16 protein-coding genes are annotated in these 17481 nt (G+C 67.9%); 4 read left to right on the top strand and 12 right to left on the bottom strand.

The genetic code is table 11. From position 1 onward, the window contains the following. Positions 1–14: 14 nt before the first annotated feature. The gene (locus GTH22_RS08170; RefSeq protein ID WP_252944628.1) at positions 15–1856 is read left to right on the top strand and encodes a CocE/NonD family hydrolase; all 1842 of its coding nucleotides are present in this window, start codon (positions 15–17) and stop codon (positions 1854–1856) included. Beyond that, the gene (locus GTH22_RS08165; RefSeq protein WP_252944626.1) at positions 1856–2866 is read left to right on the top strand and encodes a CapA family protein; all 1011 of its coding nucleotides are present in this window, start codon (positions 1856–1858) and stop codon (positions 2864–2866) included. Before GTH22_RS08170 ends, GTH22_RS08165 begins: the two co-directional genes overlap by 1 nt. Before the next feature lie 14 nt (positions 2867–2880). Here GTH22_RS08165 and GTH22_RS08160 read toward each other — a convergent pair whose 3' ends face one another. The 7 genes from GTH22_RS08160 to GTH22_RS08130 form a co-directional block, all read right to left on the bottom strand. Then, the gene (locus GTH22_RS08160; RefSeq protein WP_252944625.1) at positions 2881–3267 is read right to left on the bottom strand and encodes a RidA family protein; all 387 of its coding nucleotides are present in this window, start codon (positions 3265–3267) and stop codon (positions 2881–2883) included. Positions 3268–3345: 78 nt separating this feature from the next. After that, a complete protein-coding gene (locus GTH22_RS08155) occupies positions 3346–4149 on the bottom strand; it encodes a creatininase family protein (RefSeq protein ID WP_252944623.1) in 804 nt (267 codons plus the stop codon). A 55-nt stretch (positions 4150–4204) separates the two neighbouring features. Further along, complete coding sequence (locus tag GTH22_RS08150) at positions 4205–5893, bottom strand: ABC transporter permease subunit (protein WP_252944621.1); 1689 nt, start codon at positions 5891–5893, stop codon at positions 4205–4207. After that, positions 5890–6933 carry a PotD/PotF family extracellular solute-binding protein gene (locus tag GTH22_RS08145; RefSeq protein WP_252944619.1) on the bottom strand — a complete coding sequence of 348 codons (1044 nt, stop codon included), beginning with the start codon at positions 6931–6933 and terminating at the stop codon, positions 5890–5892. The genes GTH22_RS08150 and GTH22_RS08145 overlap by 4 nt, the downstream gene beginning before the upstream one ends. Positions 6934–6948: 15 nt before the next feature. Beyond that, positions 6949–7977, bottom strand: a complete 1029-nt coding sequence (locus tag GTH22_RS08140; protein ID WP_252944617.1) for an ABC transporter ATP-binding protein — start codon at positions 7975–7977, stop codon at positions 6949–6951. Between the two features lie 535 nt (positions 7978–8512). After that, positions 8513–9508 carry a LysR family transcriptional regulator gene (locus tag GTH22_RS08135; RefSeq protein WP_252944615.1) on the bottom strand — a complete coding sequence of 332 codons (996 nt, stop codon included), beginning with the start codon at positions 9506–9508 and terminating at the stop codon, positions 8513–8515. A gap of 231 nt (positions 9509–9739) precedes the next feature. Continuing rightward, positions 9740–11473 carry a thiamine pyrophosphate-requiring protein gene (locus GTH22_RS08130; protein WP_252944613.1) on the bottom strand — a complete coding sequence of 578 codons (1734 nt, stop codon included), beginning with the start codon at positions 11471–11473 and terminating at the stop codon, positions 9740–9742. 108 nt (positions 11474–11581) lie between these two features. Here GTH22_RS08130 and GTH22_RS08125 point away from each other — a divergent pair, with 108 nt between their 5' ends. Both GTH22_RS08125 and GTH22_RS08120 read left to right on the top strand, forming a co-directional pair. Beyond that, positions 11582–12316, top strand: a complete 735-nt coding sequence (locus GTH22_RS08125) for an IclR family transcriptional regulator (protein ID WP_252944611.1) — start codon at positions 11582–11584, stop codon at positions 12314–12316. A gap of 33 nt (positions 12317–12349) precedes the next feature. After that, the gene (locus GTH22_RS08120; protein WP_252944609.1) at positions 12350–12892 is read left to right on the top strand and encodes a 2,4'-dihydroxyacetophenone dioxygenase family protein; all 543 of its coding nucleotides are present in this window, start codon (positions 12350–12352) and stop codon (positions 12890–12892) included. 2 nt (positions 12893–12894) lie between these two features. Here the strand turns inward: GTH22_RS08120 and GTH22_RS08115 are convergent, their stop codons facing one another. The 5 genes from GTH22_RS08115 to GTH22_RS08095 are packed head-to-tail and all read right to left on the bottom strand — an operon-like array spanning position 12895 to position 17479. Then, the gene (locus GTH22_RS08115; protein ID WP_252944607.1) at positions 12895–13662 is read right to left on the bottom strand and encodes an SDR family oxidoreductase; all 768 of its coding nucleotides are present in this window, start codon (positions 13660–13662) and stop codon (positions 12895–12897) included. A 10-nt stretch (positions 13663–13672) separates the two neighbouring features. Beyond that, entirely contained in the window at positions 13673–15124 is a 1452-nt protein-coding gene (locus GTH22_RS08110) for an aldehyde dehydrogenase (RefSeq protein ID WP_252944605.1), read from the bottom strand. Between the two features lie 12 nt (positions 15125–15136). After that, positions 15137–15847 carry an ABC transporter ATP-binding protein gene (locus GTH22_RS08105; RefSeq protein ID WP_252944603.1) on the bottom strand — a complete coding sequence of 237 codons (711 nt, stop codon included), beginning with the start codon at positions 15845–15847 and terminating at the stop codon, positions 15137–15139. After that, positions 15840–16568: an ABC transporter ATP-binding protein gene (locus tag GTH22_RS08100; protein ID WP_252944601.1), complete on the bottom strand. Its 729-nt coding sequence runs from the start codon at positions 16566–16568 to the stop codon at positions 15840–15842. The genes GTH22_RS08105 and GTH22_RS08100 overlap by 8 nt, the downstream gene beginning before the upstream one ends. Next, entirely contained in the window at positions 16565–17479 is a 915-nt protein-coding gene (locus tag GTH22_RS08095) for a branched-chain amino acid ABC transporter permease (RefSeq protein ID WP_252944599.1), read from the bottom strand. The genes GTH22_RS08100 and GTH22_RS08095 overlap by 4 nt, the downstream gene beginning before the upstream one ends. Between the last annotated feature and the right edge of the window lie 2 nt (positions 17480–17481).

Here is a 17481-nt window from a genome sequence, read left to right as displayed (position 1 = left end):
GAAGGGCGAGACCCATGCTGGGGACCATCGAGGATTGCGTTGTTCTGAAGGACGTGATGGTCCCCATGCGCGACGGGGTTCGCCTGGCGACGGATATCGTGCTGCCGGCCCGGGAGGGGCGCGCCCTTGCCGGGCCGTTCCCGACGCTGCTGCATCGCACGCCCTATGACAAGAACGGCACGCGGCTGTCGGAGGTTTCAGCGGCGGAGCCCACGCCGAAATCCAACCTCGAAGTGGCCAAGGTGCTGGCGCGGGCCGGGTTTGCCGTGATGAACCAGGATTGCCGGGGGCGCTATGGCTCGGAGGGGGTGTTCAAGAAATACATCGGGGAAGGCGAAGACGGCGCGGACTCGCTGGAGTGGGCGAGGGGGCAGGGGTGGTGCAACGGGCGGTTTGGCACCTTCGGCCTGTCGTACTCGGCCCATGTGCAGACGGCGCTGGCCTTGCAGGAGCCCGAGGGGCTGGAGGCGATGTTCATCGACTCGGGCGGGTTCTGGAACGCCTATCAGGGCGGGGTGCGCCGGGGCGGGGCGTTTGAGCTGAAGCAGGCGACCTGGGCACTCAAGCATGCCCGCCTCAGCCCGCGCGCCAGCGATCCGCTGGTGAAGGCGGCGCTTGAGGGCGAGGATGTGACCGAGTGGTTCAAGGCCATGCCGTGGCGGCGCGGGGTCTCTCCGGTGCGCCATGTGCCGGAATATGAGGAGTACCTTTTCGAGCAGTGGGAGCACGGCACCTTCGACGCGTTCTGGGCGCTGCCCGAACTCTATGCGGCGCCGCATTACCCGCGGCTGTCGCGGGTGCCGGTGTTTCTGGTCTGCGGCTGGTTCGACCCCTACGCCGAAACCATCCTCGAGCATTTCCGGGGCTGGCGCGCCCACGGGGGGCACGCCGAGGCGGTGATCGGCCCGTGGCTGCACGGCCGCCGCTCCGTCACCCACGGGGGCGATGTGGACTTCGGGCCCGGATCGGTGATCGACGGCCTGCTGGCGGAGGATTACGAGGCGCTGCGGGTGGACTGGTTTCGCCGCTGGCTGCTTGACGCGCCGGTCGGGGCCCGCCCGCCACTGGCGCATTGGTTTGCCATGGGGGGCGGGGCGGGGGAGCGGGATGCCGAGGGCCGGATGGGCCACGGCGGGGCGTGGCGCAAGGATGCCGCCTGGCCGCCCGAAGCCTCGCGGGAGATAGCGCTGTTGCTCACCGCGGAGGGCGGGCTGACGATGGGGTCTGCCTGCCCGGAAGGCGAGATGGTGCTGCGCACCGATCCGATGGACCCGGTGCCCTCCATCGGGGGCGCGGTCACCTCCGGGGAGCCGGTGATGGTGGGCGGGGCCTTCGACCAGGTGACTTCGCCCGCGATCTTCGGCGCGCGTGCGCCGTATCTTCCCTTGGCCGCCCGTCCCGATGTGCTGGTCTTCGCCACACCGCCCCTTGCGGAGCCGGTGGAGATTGCCGGGCCGGTGGTGCTCGAGATCGACCTCGTGACCGACGTGCCCGACATGGACCTCACGGCGAAGCTGATCGACTGGACGCCCCCCAGCGAGAGCGACCCCAAGGGCTTTGCCATGAACCTCACCGACGGCATCTTGCGGCTGCGCTACCGTGACGACTGGGCAAACCCGAGCCTGCTGGACCCGGGGCGGCGCTATGATGTGCGGGTGGAGCTGTTGCCGGTGGCCGCGCTCTTTGCAAAGGGGCACCGCATCCGGCTCGATATCTCGGGCTCCAACTTTCCGAAGTTCGATGTGAACCCGCAGACCGGCGAGCCGGAGGGGCGGGCGCGGGGCAGCCGTATCGCCCATTCGACGCTCTTTTTCGGCGGAGACCGCCCGGCGCGGCTGAAGATGCACCGGCTCTGATGCGGATCGTTCTTCTTGGGCAGGCGATCATCCACGCGCCGGTGGCATGGTCGGAGGAGCTGCGGGGGCTGGTGGCCGGAGCGGATGCGGTGGTGTGCAACTTCGAGGGAAGCCTGCCCGATGCGGGCTGCTGGCCGATGAAGTTGAAGACCGTGCACCCGATGCATGAGGGTGCTTTGGGGATGCTGCGGGATCTTGGCGTCACGCACCTCGCATTGGCCAACAACCATGCCTGGGACTTCGGGCATGCCGGGTTGCTCGCAACAAGGGCCAAGGCGCGGGCTGCCGGTTTTGCCGTGGCGGGCACCGGGCGGGATGGCGCGGAGGCCTGGTCTGCCGGGCGCGCGCAGGGGGTGGCGCTGGTGTCGGTCGATGCCGGGCCGACGCCGGATTGGGCGATTGCGGGCATGACCCCCGGCGTGGCTGCGCTCAGGCTGCGGCGGCGGATCGGGCTGCCTCAGGATGACATCGACCGGCTGACCGCCCTCGCGGAGGCCACGGGCGATTTGCGGCGCAGGGCATTGCGGGCGCAGGTGGGGTTTGATCCTGCGACGGATCGCCTGCCGCCCTTCGGGCTTGATCTGGAGGTGGCGCCGGAGCCGCTGGAAACCTTCGAGCCGGACCCCGAAGACATTGAGATGGCCCTGCGCGCCATCCGGGCGGCACGTGCGCAGGCCGAGCGCGTGATCGTGGCGCTGCATTACCACCACTGGTCGCCTGACTGGCTTTCACCGCCGGACTGGCTCGGGCCGGTTGCCGAAGCCTTTCTGCAGGCTGGGGCCGATGGGGTGGCCGGGACCGGGCCGCCCTGGGCCTTCGGGGTGGACGGCAGGCCGGAGGGGCTGATTGCCCCCTCTCTCGGCAATCTCGTCTTTCATACCCGCAGGGGCGAGCGCTACGACGCGATGGGATTGCCGGTGTGGAAAGGGGCGGCGGCGGTGCTGGAAGGGGGCGCGTGGCGAGGCGTTGAGGTTGCGGTTGCCCGGCCTGCCGGGACGCAAAGCCGTTAGGGCCTGCGCCCGGCTCAGAACACCGCCGTGGCCTCGATCTCCACGAGAAACTCCGGCCGGCTCAGCCCTGCCGCGACCACGAGGGTCGAGGCGGGTTTCTGGCGCAGGTCGGCAAGATACTCGTCGCGCACGGCCATGTAGGGGGCAAAATAGTCGTGGTGGGTGACGAAGGCGTTGAGGCGCACGACGTCGCTGAGGGTGAGCCCGCCCTCGCGGAGGATCGCGACGATGCTGTCCATGCAGATCCGGGCCTGCGCTTCGGCGTCGGCGGGCACCGTGCCGTCGGGGCCGATGCCGAGCTGGCCGGAGGCCACGAGGATGCCGCTGCCGGTGGCTTTGACGCCGTGGGCGTATCGGCCGAACGGGGGGTGGATGGTGCTGGGTGTCAGCGTGAGCTTCATTGTCGGGGGCCTTTGGAAAGCGGTGAAATCGTGAGCGGCGGAACCGGCGTGGGGGGAGGGGCAGGGCGGGTGCGGGTGTCAGCCCCATTCCGGCGGGTTGGCGACCTGGGAGAGCGGCACGCGGGCGATGTCTTCGAAGGCTTCGAGGAGGCGCGCGACGGCGTGATCCAGCGTGGCCTCGCCCTTCTCCGCCGTGGCGGCGGCGGCATTGCCGCAGGCGCCGGCGGGGTTCATGTCCTGCACCTGCCAGGCCGGCTTGATCGCGCCCTGGAGCGCCATGTTGCGGTAGTTTTCGTCCCAGTCCTGCGCGGTGGAGCGGAAATCGCGGGCCTTGTCCATGACCACGTTCTCCGGGTCGAGCGCCAGCATGACGGAGGTTTCCACGTCGCCGGCGTGGATGCCGTAGCGGCGTTCGGCGTCGGGGTAGAGCCCGTCGGGCATGCCGAAACCGGACCAGCTCATGCAGTAGACCAGCATGTCGCAGCGCACACGCAGCTCGCGGGCGACGATGTCCATCACGCTGATGTTGCCGCCGTGGCTGTTGAGCAGCACCATCTTGCGCACCCCGGCGCGGGCCACGCTCTGGCCGATCTCGAACCACATGGCGATGAGGGTTTCGGCGGTGTGGGTCAGGGTGCCGGGATAGCGCAGGTGCTCGTTGCTCTTGCCGACCGCCTGGAACGGCAGGAAGAGCACGGGGCTGTCCTCGGGCAGCCGGGCCGCGACACGTTCGACGATGCCCTTGCCGATGGTGGTATCGACCGAAACGGGCAGGTGCGGGCCGTGCTGCTCGGTGGCGCCCACGGGCAGCACCGCGATCAGGTTTTCATGGTCAAGCCTTGAGAAGGCCTCGCTCGTGTAGTCCGACCAGTAGTGTTTCAAGATATGTCTCCCGAGAGGGGCGCAAGGGGGCATGGCCCCGGGTGCGCCGTGATGTTCAGCGTGCGTAGAGCCGGTCGAGGCGCACCAGGCGGCCGACGATGGCGAGAGTTGCGATCGTGACGACGATCAGGATGGCCGAGATGGCATGTGCGGTGGGCTCGAGGGCGAAGGTGGCCTCGGAGTAGATCCGCACTGGCAGGGTCGTCATCCGGGCGGTGGTGAGGAAGCTGGTGACGGTCACCTCCCCGAAGCTCATCAGGAAGCCGACGATCCCGGCGGCGAAGAAGCCCGGCGCGAGCCCCGGCAGGATGATGAGCAGGAGCTTTCGGACCGGACCGGCGCCGAGGCTGCTTGCGGCCTCTTCCTGCGCCCGGTCCAGTTGCAGCACCGAGGCCGTCAGCAGGGTGATGACGAAGGGCAGCATGACCACGACGTGGATCGCCACCAGCCCGAGGAAGGGCGGGATCACGTAGTAGACCTGAAGCAGCTTGAGCATCCCCACGCCGACCGCGATGTGGGGCAGGGAGAGGGGCAGGAGCCAGAAGGCCATGAGCGCGGTGCGGCCCCGGAACGGGTAACGTGCGAGCGCGAAGGCGGCGGGCAGGGCGAGGACCATGGCGACCAGCGTGGCCACGACCGCGAGCTTGACCGAGACCATGAAGGCCGCCGTGTAGTTGCCGCCGAAGAGAACCGCCTCGTACCATTTGAGGGTGAAGCCGCGAAAGCCCGCCGCGGTGGCCAGCGGCACGTCGTTGAAGCTCTGGATGCAGACCAGCGCCAGCGGCAGCAGCAGGAGCGAAAGGCTGGCGGCGAGCAGCAGGCGCGACAGCACGGGCCCGGTGATTTCGGCCAGCAGGACGAACCAGCGGGGCAGGGCGATGGGGCGGCTGCGGCCGCCGTTGCTCCAGGGCATCAGCCGGTTGATCGCCAGGGTGCAGAGCGCGGCGAAGGCGAGGCCCACGATGGTCATGGTCAGCGCAAGGGCCGAGGCCATGGGGGCGTTGAGGTTGGAGATCGCCTCCTGCAGCACCAACATGCCGATGGTCCAGACCTTCTTGCCGCCCAGCAGGGTGGCCGAGACGTAGGCGGTGGTCGACATCAGGAAGACCATGATGATCCCGGCGCGCAGTCCGGGCAGGGAGAGCGGCAGGTCGACGGTGAGGAAGCGGGTGACGGGCGAGGCGCCGAGGCTCTGGGCGGCCTCGTGGACGCGCGGCGAGGTGCTTTGCATGGTGTCGTAGAGCGCCAGCACCATGAAGGGCATGAACACCTGCGCCAGCCCGACGGCGACGGCGCCGTGGGTGAAGAGCATGGTGCGCGCCTGGGGCAGGCCGAGGAAGTCGAGCGCGACGTTGATCAGCCCGTCGGGCGAGAGCAGCAGCATGATCCCCAGCGAGCGCACGACCACGTTGGTCAGCAGCGGGATCAGGATCACCCCGAAGGCGAGCGCGCGCCACTTGCCCGGCATCCGCGTGAGCCAGAAGGCCAGCGGATAGCCCAGCAGCGCAGAGATCACCGTGACCGCGGCGCCAAGAAGCACCGTTTCGAGGATGACCCCGAGGTAGAAGGTATCGCCGAGCACGAGCTTGAACTGTGCGAGCGAAGGCGGCTGGAACAGCGGGCCGAAAGGGTCGGGGACGGCGTGCATCGAGAGCAGCACCACCACGATCATCGGCGCCGCGAAGGCCAGCAGCAGCCAGAGTGTGACCGGCGCTGCAAGCGCCGGTCCCAGCCATTTGTTCATCCTGCGATTTCCCGATCGAACAGCGACTGCCAGGCCGCCCGGTTGGCGTTTATGTAATCCCAGTCGAAGTCGTTCATCTGCGCGACCTCCTCGGGGCCCATGACCTTGTCTTTCAGGTCATCGGGAATGGTCACATTGCTGACGGTGGGCGAGTAGTAGGTCTCGCGGGCGTAGGCCAGCATGCAGGGTTCGGAGAGGTGCAGGTTGATCCACTCCTCGGCGAGTTGCTGGTTCTGGGTGCCCTCGGTGATGCAGGCCACGTTCATCGCCATCGCGGTGCCCTCGGAGGGGGCGGCGATCTCGATGTTGGGGTTGCGGCTTTCCTGGTACTTGCGGGTGAAGCTGGAGAACTCCACCGACAGGTCGCAGATGCCCTGATCGAACATCTCGAAGAGCTGCGCCTGGCTCGACTGGATGGCGGCGAAGGGCTTCAGCTCGGCCACCTTGGCGATGACCTTGTCGAAGTCCTTCTCGGTCCAGCCGAAGGCCTTGGCCGTCATCATCAGGGCCGAGACGCCCTCGGCACCCAGACCCTGCGGCCAGGCGATGCGGCCTTTCCACTCGGGGTTCCACATGTCCTTCCAGGAGGTGATCGGCGCGCTGGCCTTGGTCTTGTCATAGACGATGGTGCAGGGGTTGAAGGCCACGCCGTAGCCGCCGAGCTTGGCCGCGTCGTAGAGGTTCTCGAACTGCGGCACGGCGGCGGTGGGGGCCTGCGTGACCTTGTCCTTCACCGCCTGCCGGCTCTCGTAGATGTTGAGGTAGAGGATGTCGAAGCTGGGGCGGCCACGCTCGGCATAGGCGCGGGCGCGGCGGTCGACGGTGCCGCCCAGCACATAGCTGACCTTGCAGCCGTATTTCTCGACCAGCGGCTTCTCGCAGTATTCCTTGACGAGGGCTTCCTGGGTGCCGCCCCAGATGCCGACGACCAGCTCGTCACCGGGTTTGGGTTGCGCGTTGGCGCTGCGGACAAAGTGGAACGGCCCGGCGAGGCCTGCGCCGATGACCAGCTTGCCGAAGGTACGTCTGGATAGTGCCATTGAGGTAGTCTCCTGTCAGATGAAGGTGGTCGCGCCGGGCAGCGCATTGATGCTGCACGTTGCGCCCACGGGGGGAGGGGGAAGGTCGGAAGGGGTAATGACGCGGATCGGACCGGCGGGTGTGATCACCTCGGTCTCGAAGGTTTCGCCAAGGTAGGCGACCGATTTTAGCTCGCCGCCGAGCGACAGCGGGCCGGTGGGCGTTTCAGCGAGGCGCAGGCGCGCGGCGCGCAAGACGAGGGCGGAGGCCCCCTCGGGCGCGCCCTCGCAGGTCAGCCCCGGCGCGGTGAAGACGCCGCCTGTGGCCGCGCCGTTCACCACGGTGCGGGCGCCCAGAAAGCTGGCGGTGAAGGCGGAGGCTGGCGTGTCGCAGAGCTGGCGCGGCGTGCCGATCTCGCGGATCAGCCCGCCCTCCATCACCGCGACCCGGTCGGACATGGCCAGCGCTTCCTGCTGGTCGTGGGTCACGAAGATCGTGGTGATGCCGAGGCGCTGTTGCAGCGAGCGGATCTCGTCGCGCATCTCGCCGCGCAGGTTGGCGTCGAGGTTGGAAAGCGGCTCGTCGAGGAGGAGCAGGTCGGGCTCGATCACCAGCGCCCGCGCCAGAGCGACGCGCTGCTGCTGCCCGCCCGACAGCTCGGAGGGGTAGCGATTGGCGAAGGCTTCGAGGCCGACGGTGGCCAGCGCCACCTGCGCCTTTTCGCGGCATGTTGCCCGCGGGAAGTTGCGCATCCGCAGGCCGAAGCCCACATTGTCGAGCGCGGTGAGGTGCGGGAACAGGGCGTAGGACTGGAACACCACGCCGATGTTGCGGCGGTGCGGGGGCTGGCGGGTGATGTCCTTGCCGTTGACCACCACGCTGCCCTCGGACGGGGGCACGAAGCCCGCGATCATCCGCAGGGTGGTGGATTTGCCGCAGCCCGAGGGGCCGAGCAGCGAGAGCAGCTCGCCCTTGGGGATCTCCAGCGTCAGCCGGTCCACGGCGCGGGTTTGGCCGTAGGTTGCGGTCAGGCCCGTGAGGGAGAGGTAGCTTTCAGTTTGCATGGGACGTGGTGTTCCTGAGGCAGGGGGATGTGCGGCGGGGCGGACAGGCGGCGCGGGCCTTGTGCAGGGCGGTCGCGCGGCGCGGGCTGTGTCGCCCGGCGGTGGCATGCGCCCGCCGGAGCGTGCGGGCCACGTGACGGCGCTTGGGCTGGTGGCGCGGAAACGGGGTTTCTCCAGCGGTGCCCGCGAATGCGCCAGTGTCGCCTATTTCATGGGCGTCGAGAAAACGGCTGTGGCGGCTGTGTGCAAGCGGGTTTGATTCGCTGAGGCCCGTCGCGGGACGCTCAATGCCTTGAATCCGGGCATGTTCCCGGCCGGAGATGCAGGGGGGTGCCTTCGCCGCGCCGAACGCGGCTGGCCGAAGGCCAGAAGGCATGCGGACCGGGGCGGGCTGTTGCAGAAGGGACGGGCGACGCGACATTCTTTTCTCACCGATCAGGTGCTCCGGGGAGGGGTCGGAGCGGTAGGGCAAGAATGCGCGCGGTCATCTGGCCCAACAACGCAGGCCAGCCTTATGTCGGGTATGGTCCGGGGCTTATACCTGCAGGGTGCGGGAGAGATAGTCGGGCGGAATTTCGGTTCCGGTGGTCTGCATGTGGCTGTCGAATCGCCGCGCCACGCCGCGCACCAGATCACGCAGCCACCGGTGCTGCTGCCCGTTCTGCATGCGCTCGTGCCAGAGCATGTGCACGTGCATCTCGTCGAACTCGGGGGGTGCGGCGCAGACATGGAGGTTTCCGCCGCCGAGCGTGTCGGCCACGTATTGCGCGTAGGGGGCGCCGGTGGTGAAGACGAGGTCGGTTTCCTGAAGCAGTTCGGGCACCTGCGCGTATTCGGGCACCGACATCATCACCCGGCGACGCAGCCCGACCTGGGTGAGCCTGCTGTCGATCGGGCTGTAGAGCGCATTGGTGATCGGCGTGGGCGAAACGTGGTCGCTTTCGAGATAATCCCGCATTGTGAGGCTCTTGTGGCGGGCAAGGGGGTGATCCTTGTTCATCAGGCAGGAAATGCTGCATTGGAGCAGGGGCGAGGAGCGGAGGCTGCCGCGCGGTGCGGGCCAGCTGGAGATGAGGAGGTCGACGCCGCGCTCCAGCTCCTTCGCCAGATCGGCATTCTCGTGGGGGGAGGAGAAATCCACCGCGAGGTCGGGCGCCTCACGCCGGATGCGGGCGCCGATTGCGGGCACGAGGAAGCCGCCGAAGCAGTTCACCACAAGGATGCGGACCCGCCCCTCGGCGCGGAACGGGTCGAACTGCTCCTGCGCGCCGATGAGCTTGTCCATCTTCTCCATCGCTTCGCCGAGAAGGGCCGCGATCTCTTCGCCGCGTACGGTCGGCACGAGGCGTTGCCCGGATCGCACCAGCAGGGGATCGTCGAAGATGGTTCTTGCGCGCTTGAGACTGGCGCTGACGGCGGGCTGGGTGTGGCCGAGCATCATCGCGACCCGGGAGACGTTCTGCTCGCGCAGGAGCAGAAGGGTGGTCCGCAGCAGGCGGACGTCGATCCCGTTGATCAGGTTCTCATCCATCTGACCGCCCCATGCCGGTGAATGTCGCGAGGATGCCGGGGCGCGTGCCGCCGGCCGTGGAGCCGCCCGGCGGGGCCTTTTCCGTGGGATCAGACTGAAGTGTGGCGGCATCTGCAAGCATTCGAGCATGCTTGTCATCCGGCGCCTTGCCGTCAAGGCGGTGTGTCGACGTGATGCCTGCGAGCGCACGCGTTGCGTGGCTCGGCGGCATGGGCCGTGCCGCCGGGTGCCTCAGTGGGGCGCAGCCCTTGCGATGGCGATGTTGAGCAGGACCTGTCGGCGCTCGGTGGTGGCCACCTCAATGGCGCGGTCCAGCGCGGCGGGAAGGTCGGGGCCGTTGGTGACGGTTTCGGTCCAGGCGCGGCTGGCTTCGGCGGTGCGGGTGAAGTCGGGGCTGGGGCGCAGCGAGGTCAGGGGCACCTCGTTGGAGGCGCGCGCGGCGCCGTCGGGGTAGAGGCCTTCGACCGAGTGGCGCACCGCGCCCCATTCCTCGTTGTTCAGGACGAGCACGATCACCGGCACGCCTTGGGCCTCGGCCACGAGATGGCAGGCGGTGGGGTTGGCGAACATGTAGCTGCCGTCGCCCATGGTGGCGAAGACCAGACGGTCGGGGCAGGCCATCTGGGCACCGATGGCGGCGGGAAGGCCCCAGCCAAGTCCGCCGGAATGGGGCTCCTGAAAGTAGCTGTCGGGCTGGTCGAGATCGAGCGGCATGAGCGGGCAGCCGAGTTCGTGGAAGACGGTGGCGCGGCGGCCGTGGGTTTCGGCCTGCGCCTTGATCGCGCGGCCGAGGCAGAGGCTGACCCACTCTTTGGTCATGGGCGCGCCGTCGCCTTTTTCGGCTGCTGCGACGGTGCTGTCGCGGCTGGAGCAGGCGGCCTGCGCGATGGTCTCGCGGCGGGCGGCGATGCGGTCGGGGTCCGGCTGTTGATTTGTCAGGGCGGCGTTGAGCGCGTCGATGACGCGGTCGGTCGGGCCGGCGAGGGTGATGTCTGCCGCGAAGTTGCGCACGGGCGTGCGGGTGAAGAGGGGGTCGGGTCCGGCGTGGATCACCGTGACGTCGTCGCGCAGGGAGACCTTGTCGGGAAACCAGGGTGCGAGCGCGTCGAGCACCAGCACCACATCCGCCTCGGCCAGCCATGGGCCGGGGTCGGCACCGACCTGACAGGGGTGGGACAGGGGCAGCGCCAGTTGATTGGACCAGTAGTGCGAGAGGGGCAGGGCGAAGGTTTCGCAGAGGGTCTGGAGGGCGGTAAAGCCTGCGGCGCTGCCTGCGCCCCGTTGCGCGATGATGAGCGGGTTTTCTGCGCGCGCCAGAGCCTCGGCCGCGCGGGCGAGGGCGGCGGGGTCGGGCGCGGCGATGACCGGGGCCATGCGGGAGGGGGCATCGAGCCCCTGGCGCGGGCAGGGCTCGCACAGCACTTCGCGGGGCAGGCTGAGGTAGACCGGGCCCCGGGGCGTCGACGTCGCGATGGCCCAGGCCCGGTCCATCAGCTCGGAGATCTGATCGGCAAAGCGCAGCTCGTAGTGCCACTTCGTCGTTTCCCGGATCAGAGACTCTTGGTCGAACATCTCCTGCCCCCAGCCGATCGGCACCGTGCGCGCGCCGAAGCGCGTGTGTTCGGTCACCGGCGTGCGGCCCGACATCAGGATCATCGGCACCTGATCGCACCATGCGTTGATTGCCGCCGTCGCACCGTTGGACAGGCCGACATTGGTGTGCAGCAAGACCGCCTGCGGGCGGCCCGTGACCTGCCAATAGCCATGGGCCATGGAAACGGCGGCGTGCTCGTGAGGCACGGTGACGGGCGTGGGGAGGTCGATGCCGGCGCGCCGGGCCTCGACCAGACCTTCGATGATCGGTGGGAAGTCGGTGCCGGAATTGGCGAAGACGTAATCGACGCCGAGCGCCTTGAGCTTGCCGAAGATTGCGCCACCGGCGGTGATAGAGGTGTCAGTCGTCATTCGGGGGGCCTTCTCCAGCGTGCAGGTCGTGCGGATAGTGAGATTCTAATTGCATATAATGAGGTCGTGCGGCAGTTTTGGTCAAGCCCGCAGCCGGAGACTTCGCCCATGGCCACCTCGCTCAACCTTTCAGTTCTGAAGGCTTTTGATGCGCTGGACCTGCTGGACGAAACGCGCCCGGAGCTGACCGTCGCCCTCGTGGCGCGCGAGTTGCGCCTGACCAACGCCACGGCGCACCGGTTCCTGACCACGCTCGAAATCGCGGGCGTGCTGAGCGTGGTGCGCCGGGGCGTCTATGCGCCGGGGCCGCGACTGTCGCGGTTGGGGCGGATGGCCGAGGAGCTCGCGCCCCTGCCGCCGGGTCTGCAATCGGTGCTCGACCGGCTTCAGCAGGAGCTGGGGGAGTCGGTGATGGCGTGCCGCTACACGCCGCGTGGGCCGCTCTGCGTGGCGGTGTCGCTCGCGCAGCGTCCGATCTCGGTTCAGATCAGGACGGGGACCACCTTGCCGATGACGCGCACCGCGCAGGGGCGGTTGTTTCTGGCCGGGCTGTCGCCGCGCGACCGGGCGCAATGGGCCTTGGCGCAGGGGGAGGCTGCCGCGGCCATGAAGGAATTGGAGCCGGAGCTGGAGCGTTTGCGGGCCGAGGGCTGCGCGGTGAACCGGGGCGACAACGAGCCGGACATTGCCGCCGTCTCGGTGCCGATCAGGGCAGGGGAGCGCACCGTGCTCACCCTCTCGGCCTTCGGCACGCTGAGCCGGTTCGAGGCGGGTTTTGTCGAGCGCGCGAAAGGGGTTCTGAAGGCGGCGGCCGCGGAACTGTCCGCCGAGGTCGCTGCGTGAGTGCGCCGGAGATACAGAAGGAGGAGCGTGGAAGTGACTGATGAGACAAAGACCGGGGGATCGGAATTCTGGCGCGATCTCAAACCCATAACCAAGGTCTTCCAGCCGGATGCCTCGCCCGAGGTCTATCTGCCCAATGTGGCGGATGACGACATGCGCTATTACGTGCCCTTCACCGAAACCGTGTTTTCCAAGCCGCTCTGGATCTCGCCCAGCAAGAACCAGTGGTGCGACATCCTGCTCGCCACCGGCCCGGGGCTGGTGAACCGGCACTACCACCCGCACGAGGTTTTTGCCTACACGATCTCGGGCAAGTGGGGCTATCTGGAGCACGACTGGATCGCCACGGCGGGGGACTTCGTTTACGAGACGCCGGGCGAGGGGCATACCCTTGTGGCCTACGAGCACGAAGACCCGATGAAGGTACACTTCAAGGTCACCGGGCCGCTGATCTGGCTGGACGAGGACGGGGAGCCGGATGGCTACTTCGACGTTCACCAGTACATCGCCATGTGCAAGGCGCACTATGAAGAGACAGGGATCGGGGCGACCTATATAGAGGGTCTCTTCCGCTAGGATCACACGGACATGCCGCCATCGGCCATGAGCAGATGGCCGGTGGTGAAGCCCGATTGCGCCGAGGCGAGATAGAGGATCGAGGCCGCGATTTCCTCGGGCGACCCATGGCGTCCCATCGGGATCATCTCGTTGAAGAATTCCGTGCCATCGCGCCCGATCTCGGCGCCCAGGCCATCCTCGACCCGTTGCTGGAAGCCATTGGAGATTGGCCCCGGCGCGATGGCGTTCACACGGATGCCGCGAGGGGCAAGGTCTTTGGCCAGAACGCGCATCAGGCCGGTGAGGGCGTGCTTGGCGGTGATGTAGGCATAGACCCCGGGATCGCCGCGGGTTGCCGCAACGCTGGAGGTCAGCACGATGCTACCGCCTTCCCGCATGTGGGGGACGCCGTGCTTTGCCAGCAGGAAGGCCCCGCGCACATGCACCGCCATGACGCTGTCGAAGATCTCGGTCGGGTAGTCCTGGATCGGGGCGACGGTGCCGAAGATGCCGGCGTTGGAGATCAGCACATCGAGCGCTCCGTATCGCTCCACCGTGCGGGCCACGGCGCGGCGGACCTGCGCCTCGTCGGAGACATCGGCCGCGAGGCAGAGAACCTCGCCGGCCGCCGCGCCGAAGGCTTCGGCGCAGGCGGTGTCGAGCGCGGCGAGGTCGAGATCGACCAGCGCCAGCCGCGCGCCATGGCTGTGCAGCAGGCGGGCGGCGGCCAGCCCGAGCGACCCGGCGCCGCCGGTGATGAGGCAGGTCTTGCCCTCGAGATCAAACACGGCGGCCTCCTCAGATCGGGTAGTGGGGTTGGCCGTCCTGCACCGTGATCCAGCGCAGGGTGGTGAACTCCTCTATCGCGGCCATGCCGCCGAAGCGTCCGTAGCCGGAGTCCTTGACCCCGCCGAAGGGCATTTGCGCCTCATCATGCACCGTGGGGCCGTTGATGTGGCAGATGCCGCTTTCGATCCGTTTGGCGACATTCATCGCGCGCACCGTGTCCTGCCCGAAGATGCTGGCGGACAGGCCGTATTCGGTGTCGTTGGCGACGCGAACGGCCTCGTCCACGCTGGCCACGCGGACCACGGAGGCGGTGGGGCCGAAGCTTTCCTCGGTGTAGATGCGCATCGACGGGGTGACGTGGTCGAGCAGGGTTGCTTCCATCAGGACGCCATCGGCATGGCCGCCGGCGAGGATGGTTGCGCCCTTGTCCTCGGCGTCGCGCACTAGGCCCATGATCCGGGTGACGGCGCCCTTGTCGACGACGCAGCCCAGCGAGCTGTTGCCCTCGCGCGGGTCGCCCAGGGTGAGGCTGCGCACCTTGGCGGCGAGCTTCTCGACAAAGGCATCGGCGACGGAGGACATCACCACCAGTCGCTCGGTCGACATGCAGATCTGGCCCTGGTTCATGTAGGCGCCGAAGGCGGCGGCGGCGACGGCGGCATCGAGGTCGGCATCGTCGAGCACGATCATCGGGGCCTTGCCGCCAAGCTCCAGCAGCGCGGGCTTGAGGTTTTCGGCGGCGAGCTTGGCGATGATCCGGCCAACGCGGGTGGAGCCGGTGAAGTTCACCCGGCGCACGGCGGAGTGACGGATCAGGGCCTCGACGATCTCGCTGGCGTTGTCGGGCGCGTTCGACAGCACGTTGAGCACGCCCTTGGGCAGGCCGGCTTCCTGCATCGCTTCGACGATCAGCGCATGGGTACGGGGCGAGAGTTCGGAGGATTTCATCACCACGGTATTGCCGCAGGCCAGCGGCATGGCGATGGAGCGCACGCCAAGGATGACCGGCGCGTTCCAGGGCGCCATCGACAGCACCACACCGGCGGGCTGGCGGATGGCCATGGCCATGGAGCCGGGTCGGTTGGAGGGGATGATCTCTCCCTTGATCATGGTGGTCATCGAGGCCGCCTCGCGCAGCATCCCCGCTGCCAGCATGACGTTGAACCCTGCCCAGGCGGCGGTGGCCCCCAGTTCTTCGGCCATGGCGCGGGCAATGTCGCCCCCGCGCGCCTCGAGATTGTCCGCCGCCGCCAGCAGAAGGCGGCGCCGTTCGCCGGGGCCGGTGCTGGACCACTCGGGAAAGGCGCGCGCGGCGGCATCGGCGGCGCGGTTGGCGTCCGCAACCGTCGCTGCGGCGGCTTCGGTTGCCACCCCGCCGGTCAGGGGGTTGTTGCGGGTGAAGGTGCGGCCATCCTCGGCCTGCACCTTCTCGCCCTCGATCAGTAGGTCCAAAACGCTCATGTGCTTCTCCATTTACATGTCGCCGCCCAGAAAGGCGTGCCTGACAGCCGCGTCGTTCATCAAGTCTTCCGAGGTGCCCGAGCCGGTGATCCGACCGGCCTCGAGCAGGTAGCCGCGATCCGCGTGGCGCAGGCTGATCTTCACGTTCTGCTCGACGATCAGGAGCCCCACGCCGGTTTTGCGCACCCGCGCCAGCGCCTTGAACATGTCGCCCACGACAATGGGAGCGAGGCCGAGGCTTGGTTCGTCCAGCAGGAGGAACTCGGGTTTGGACATCATCGCGCGGCCCACGGCGACCATCTGCTGTTCGCCGCCGGACATCGTGTGCACGAACTGCTTTCGCCGTTCGGCCAGCCGGGGGAAGATGTCGAAGACCTGCGCGAGGGTGTCCTCCTCGGCGGCGCGTGCGCGTGCGGGCGTCGCGCCGAGGCGCAGGTTTTCCTCGACCGACATGCGCCCGACGATGCCGCGCCCCTCGGGCACCAGCGCAATGCCGCGGTTGGTCACCGCGTGGGCCGGCACGCCTGTCACGGCCTCGCCGTTCAGCGCAACGGTGCCTTCGGCGGTCGGGACTATGCCGGCGATTGCTTTCAGCATCGAGGATTTGCCCGCGCCATTCGCGCCGAGGACAACGACGACCTCGCCCTTGGCGACGCAAAAGCTGACGCCATCCACCGCGAGGTGCTTGCCGTAGCGGACGGTTACGTCCTTCAGTTCAAGCATGGTCGTCCCCCAGGTAGGCCTTGATGACGGCCGGGTCTTGCAGCACCTCGGCCGAGGGGCCATCGGCGATCTTTTCGCCCGCGCTCATCACAATGCAGCGTGAGCAGAGCGCGCGCACCGCCTCCATGATGTGTTCGACCAGCAGCACGGTCATGCCCTCGCTCTGCAGGTGCCGGACGAGGTCGATGCCGATGCGCAGCTCGGAGGGATTGAGGCCCGCCAGCCATTCGTCGAGCAGCAGGAGGTCAGGCTCGGAGGCCAGTGCGCGGGCCATCTCGAGCCGTTTCTGGTCGATGTAGGTGAGGTTGCCCACCCGCTCGTCGCTGCGCCCGGCCAGCCCGACGAAGGCCAGCTTCTCTTCGGCCAGCGCCCGCGCCTCGCGGCCCCAGTGCCGTTTGTGGCCGAAGGCCAGCGACAGGAGCACGTTCTCGGCCACGCTCAGGGTGGGCAGGGGCCGCACGAGCTGAAATGTGCGGGCAACCCCGTGTTTTGCCACCTTGTGGGGCTTCATCCGAGTGATGTCGGTGTCGCCGATCCTCACTGTGCCGCCATCGCAGGGGAGGGCGCCCGAGATCATGTTGAGCACGGTTGTCTTGCCCGAGCCGTTCGGCCCCAGAAGGCCCACGACCTCGCCGGATTGCAGTTTGAACGACACGTCCCTGACCGCGACCAGCCCGCCGAAGCGCTTGTGCAGTCCGGCTATTTCAAGCGGTTTGCTCATGCCCGGCCTCCCTTTCGCAGATCTTCGATCTTGGCCAGAACGCCATTGGGCATGACGAAGACGATCAGGATGAAGAGCAGCCCGAGGATGATCGAGAAGTGGTCGGGGAAGCTGACGGAGAGCCATTCGAACAGCAGGAACAGCGGCACCGCGCCCACCAGCGGCCCCCAGAGCCGCATCGCCCCGCCCAGCAGTGCCATGATCAGCGTCATGAAGCTGACCGTCGGATTGAAGACGATGGAGGGCTCGATATAGGTCCAGCGCGGGGCCTGGATGGCCCCGACGAGGGTGATGATGGTGGAGGAGATGACGAAGAGCAGGAGCTTGATCCGGGTCACGTCGACACCGGTATGGGCGGCGACGACCTCGTCATCGCCGAGCGCCTTCAGCGCCAGCCCGATGCGAGAACGCCCGATGGCCCATGCGATGAGGAAGGTCGCCACTGCCAGAGCCAGAAGCTGCCAGTAGATGTGCCGTCCCTCGAAAGGCAGGAAGACGTAGCGGCCCATGGTGAAGGTCACGTTGACCTCCCACCAGCTCACGGTCTGGCGCACCAGTTCGGCCAGCCCGAAGGTGAAGATCACGAAGTAGACCCCCGCAAGGCGCAGGGTGGAGAGGCCGACCACCAGCGCCATGACCATGCCGATGCCCGCCGCGCAGAGCAGCACCAGCGGGTAGGGCATGGCCTCGCTGAGAACGGCGACGGTGTAGGCGCCGACCCCGAAGAAGGCGACCGTGGCCAGCGAGACATAGCGCGTGGGGCCGGAAAACAGCGCCCAGGCGGTGGCGAGCGTGACGTAGCCGGTCATGCCCAGAAGGACGCCGGTCCAGTATTCGGAGACGATCAGCGGTGCGAGAGCCAGAAGGACGAGCGCGAGACCCGCGAGGGCGAAACCATGCGAAGTCTTCATCG

The sequence above is a fragment of the Oceanicola sp. 502str15 genome (assembly GCF_024105635.1).
In the GTDB taxonomy this organism is placed as follows: domain Bacteria; phylum Pseudomonadota; class Alphaproteobacteria; order Rhodobacterales; family Rhodobacteraceae; genus Vannielia.
This window is presented reverse-complemented; position numbering and strand designations above follow the sequence as displayed.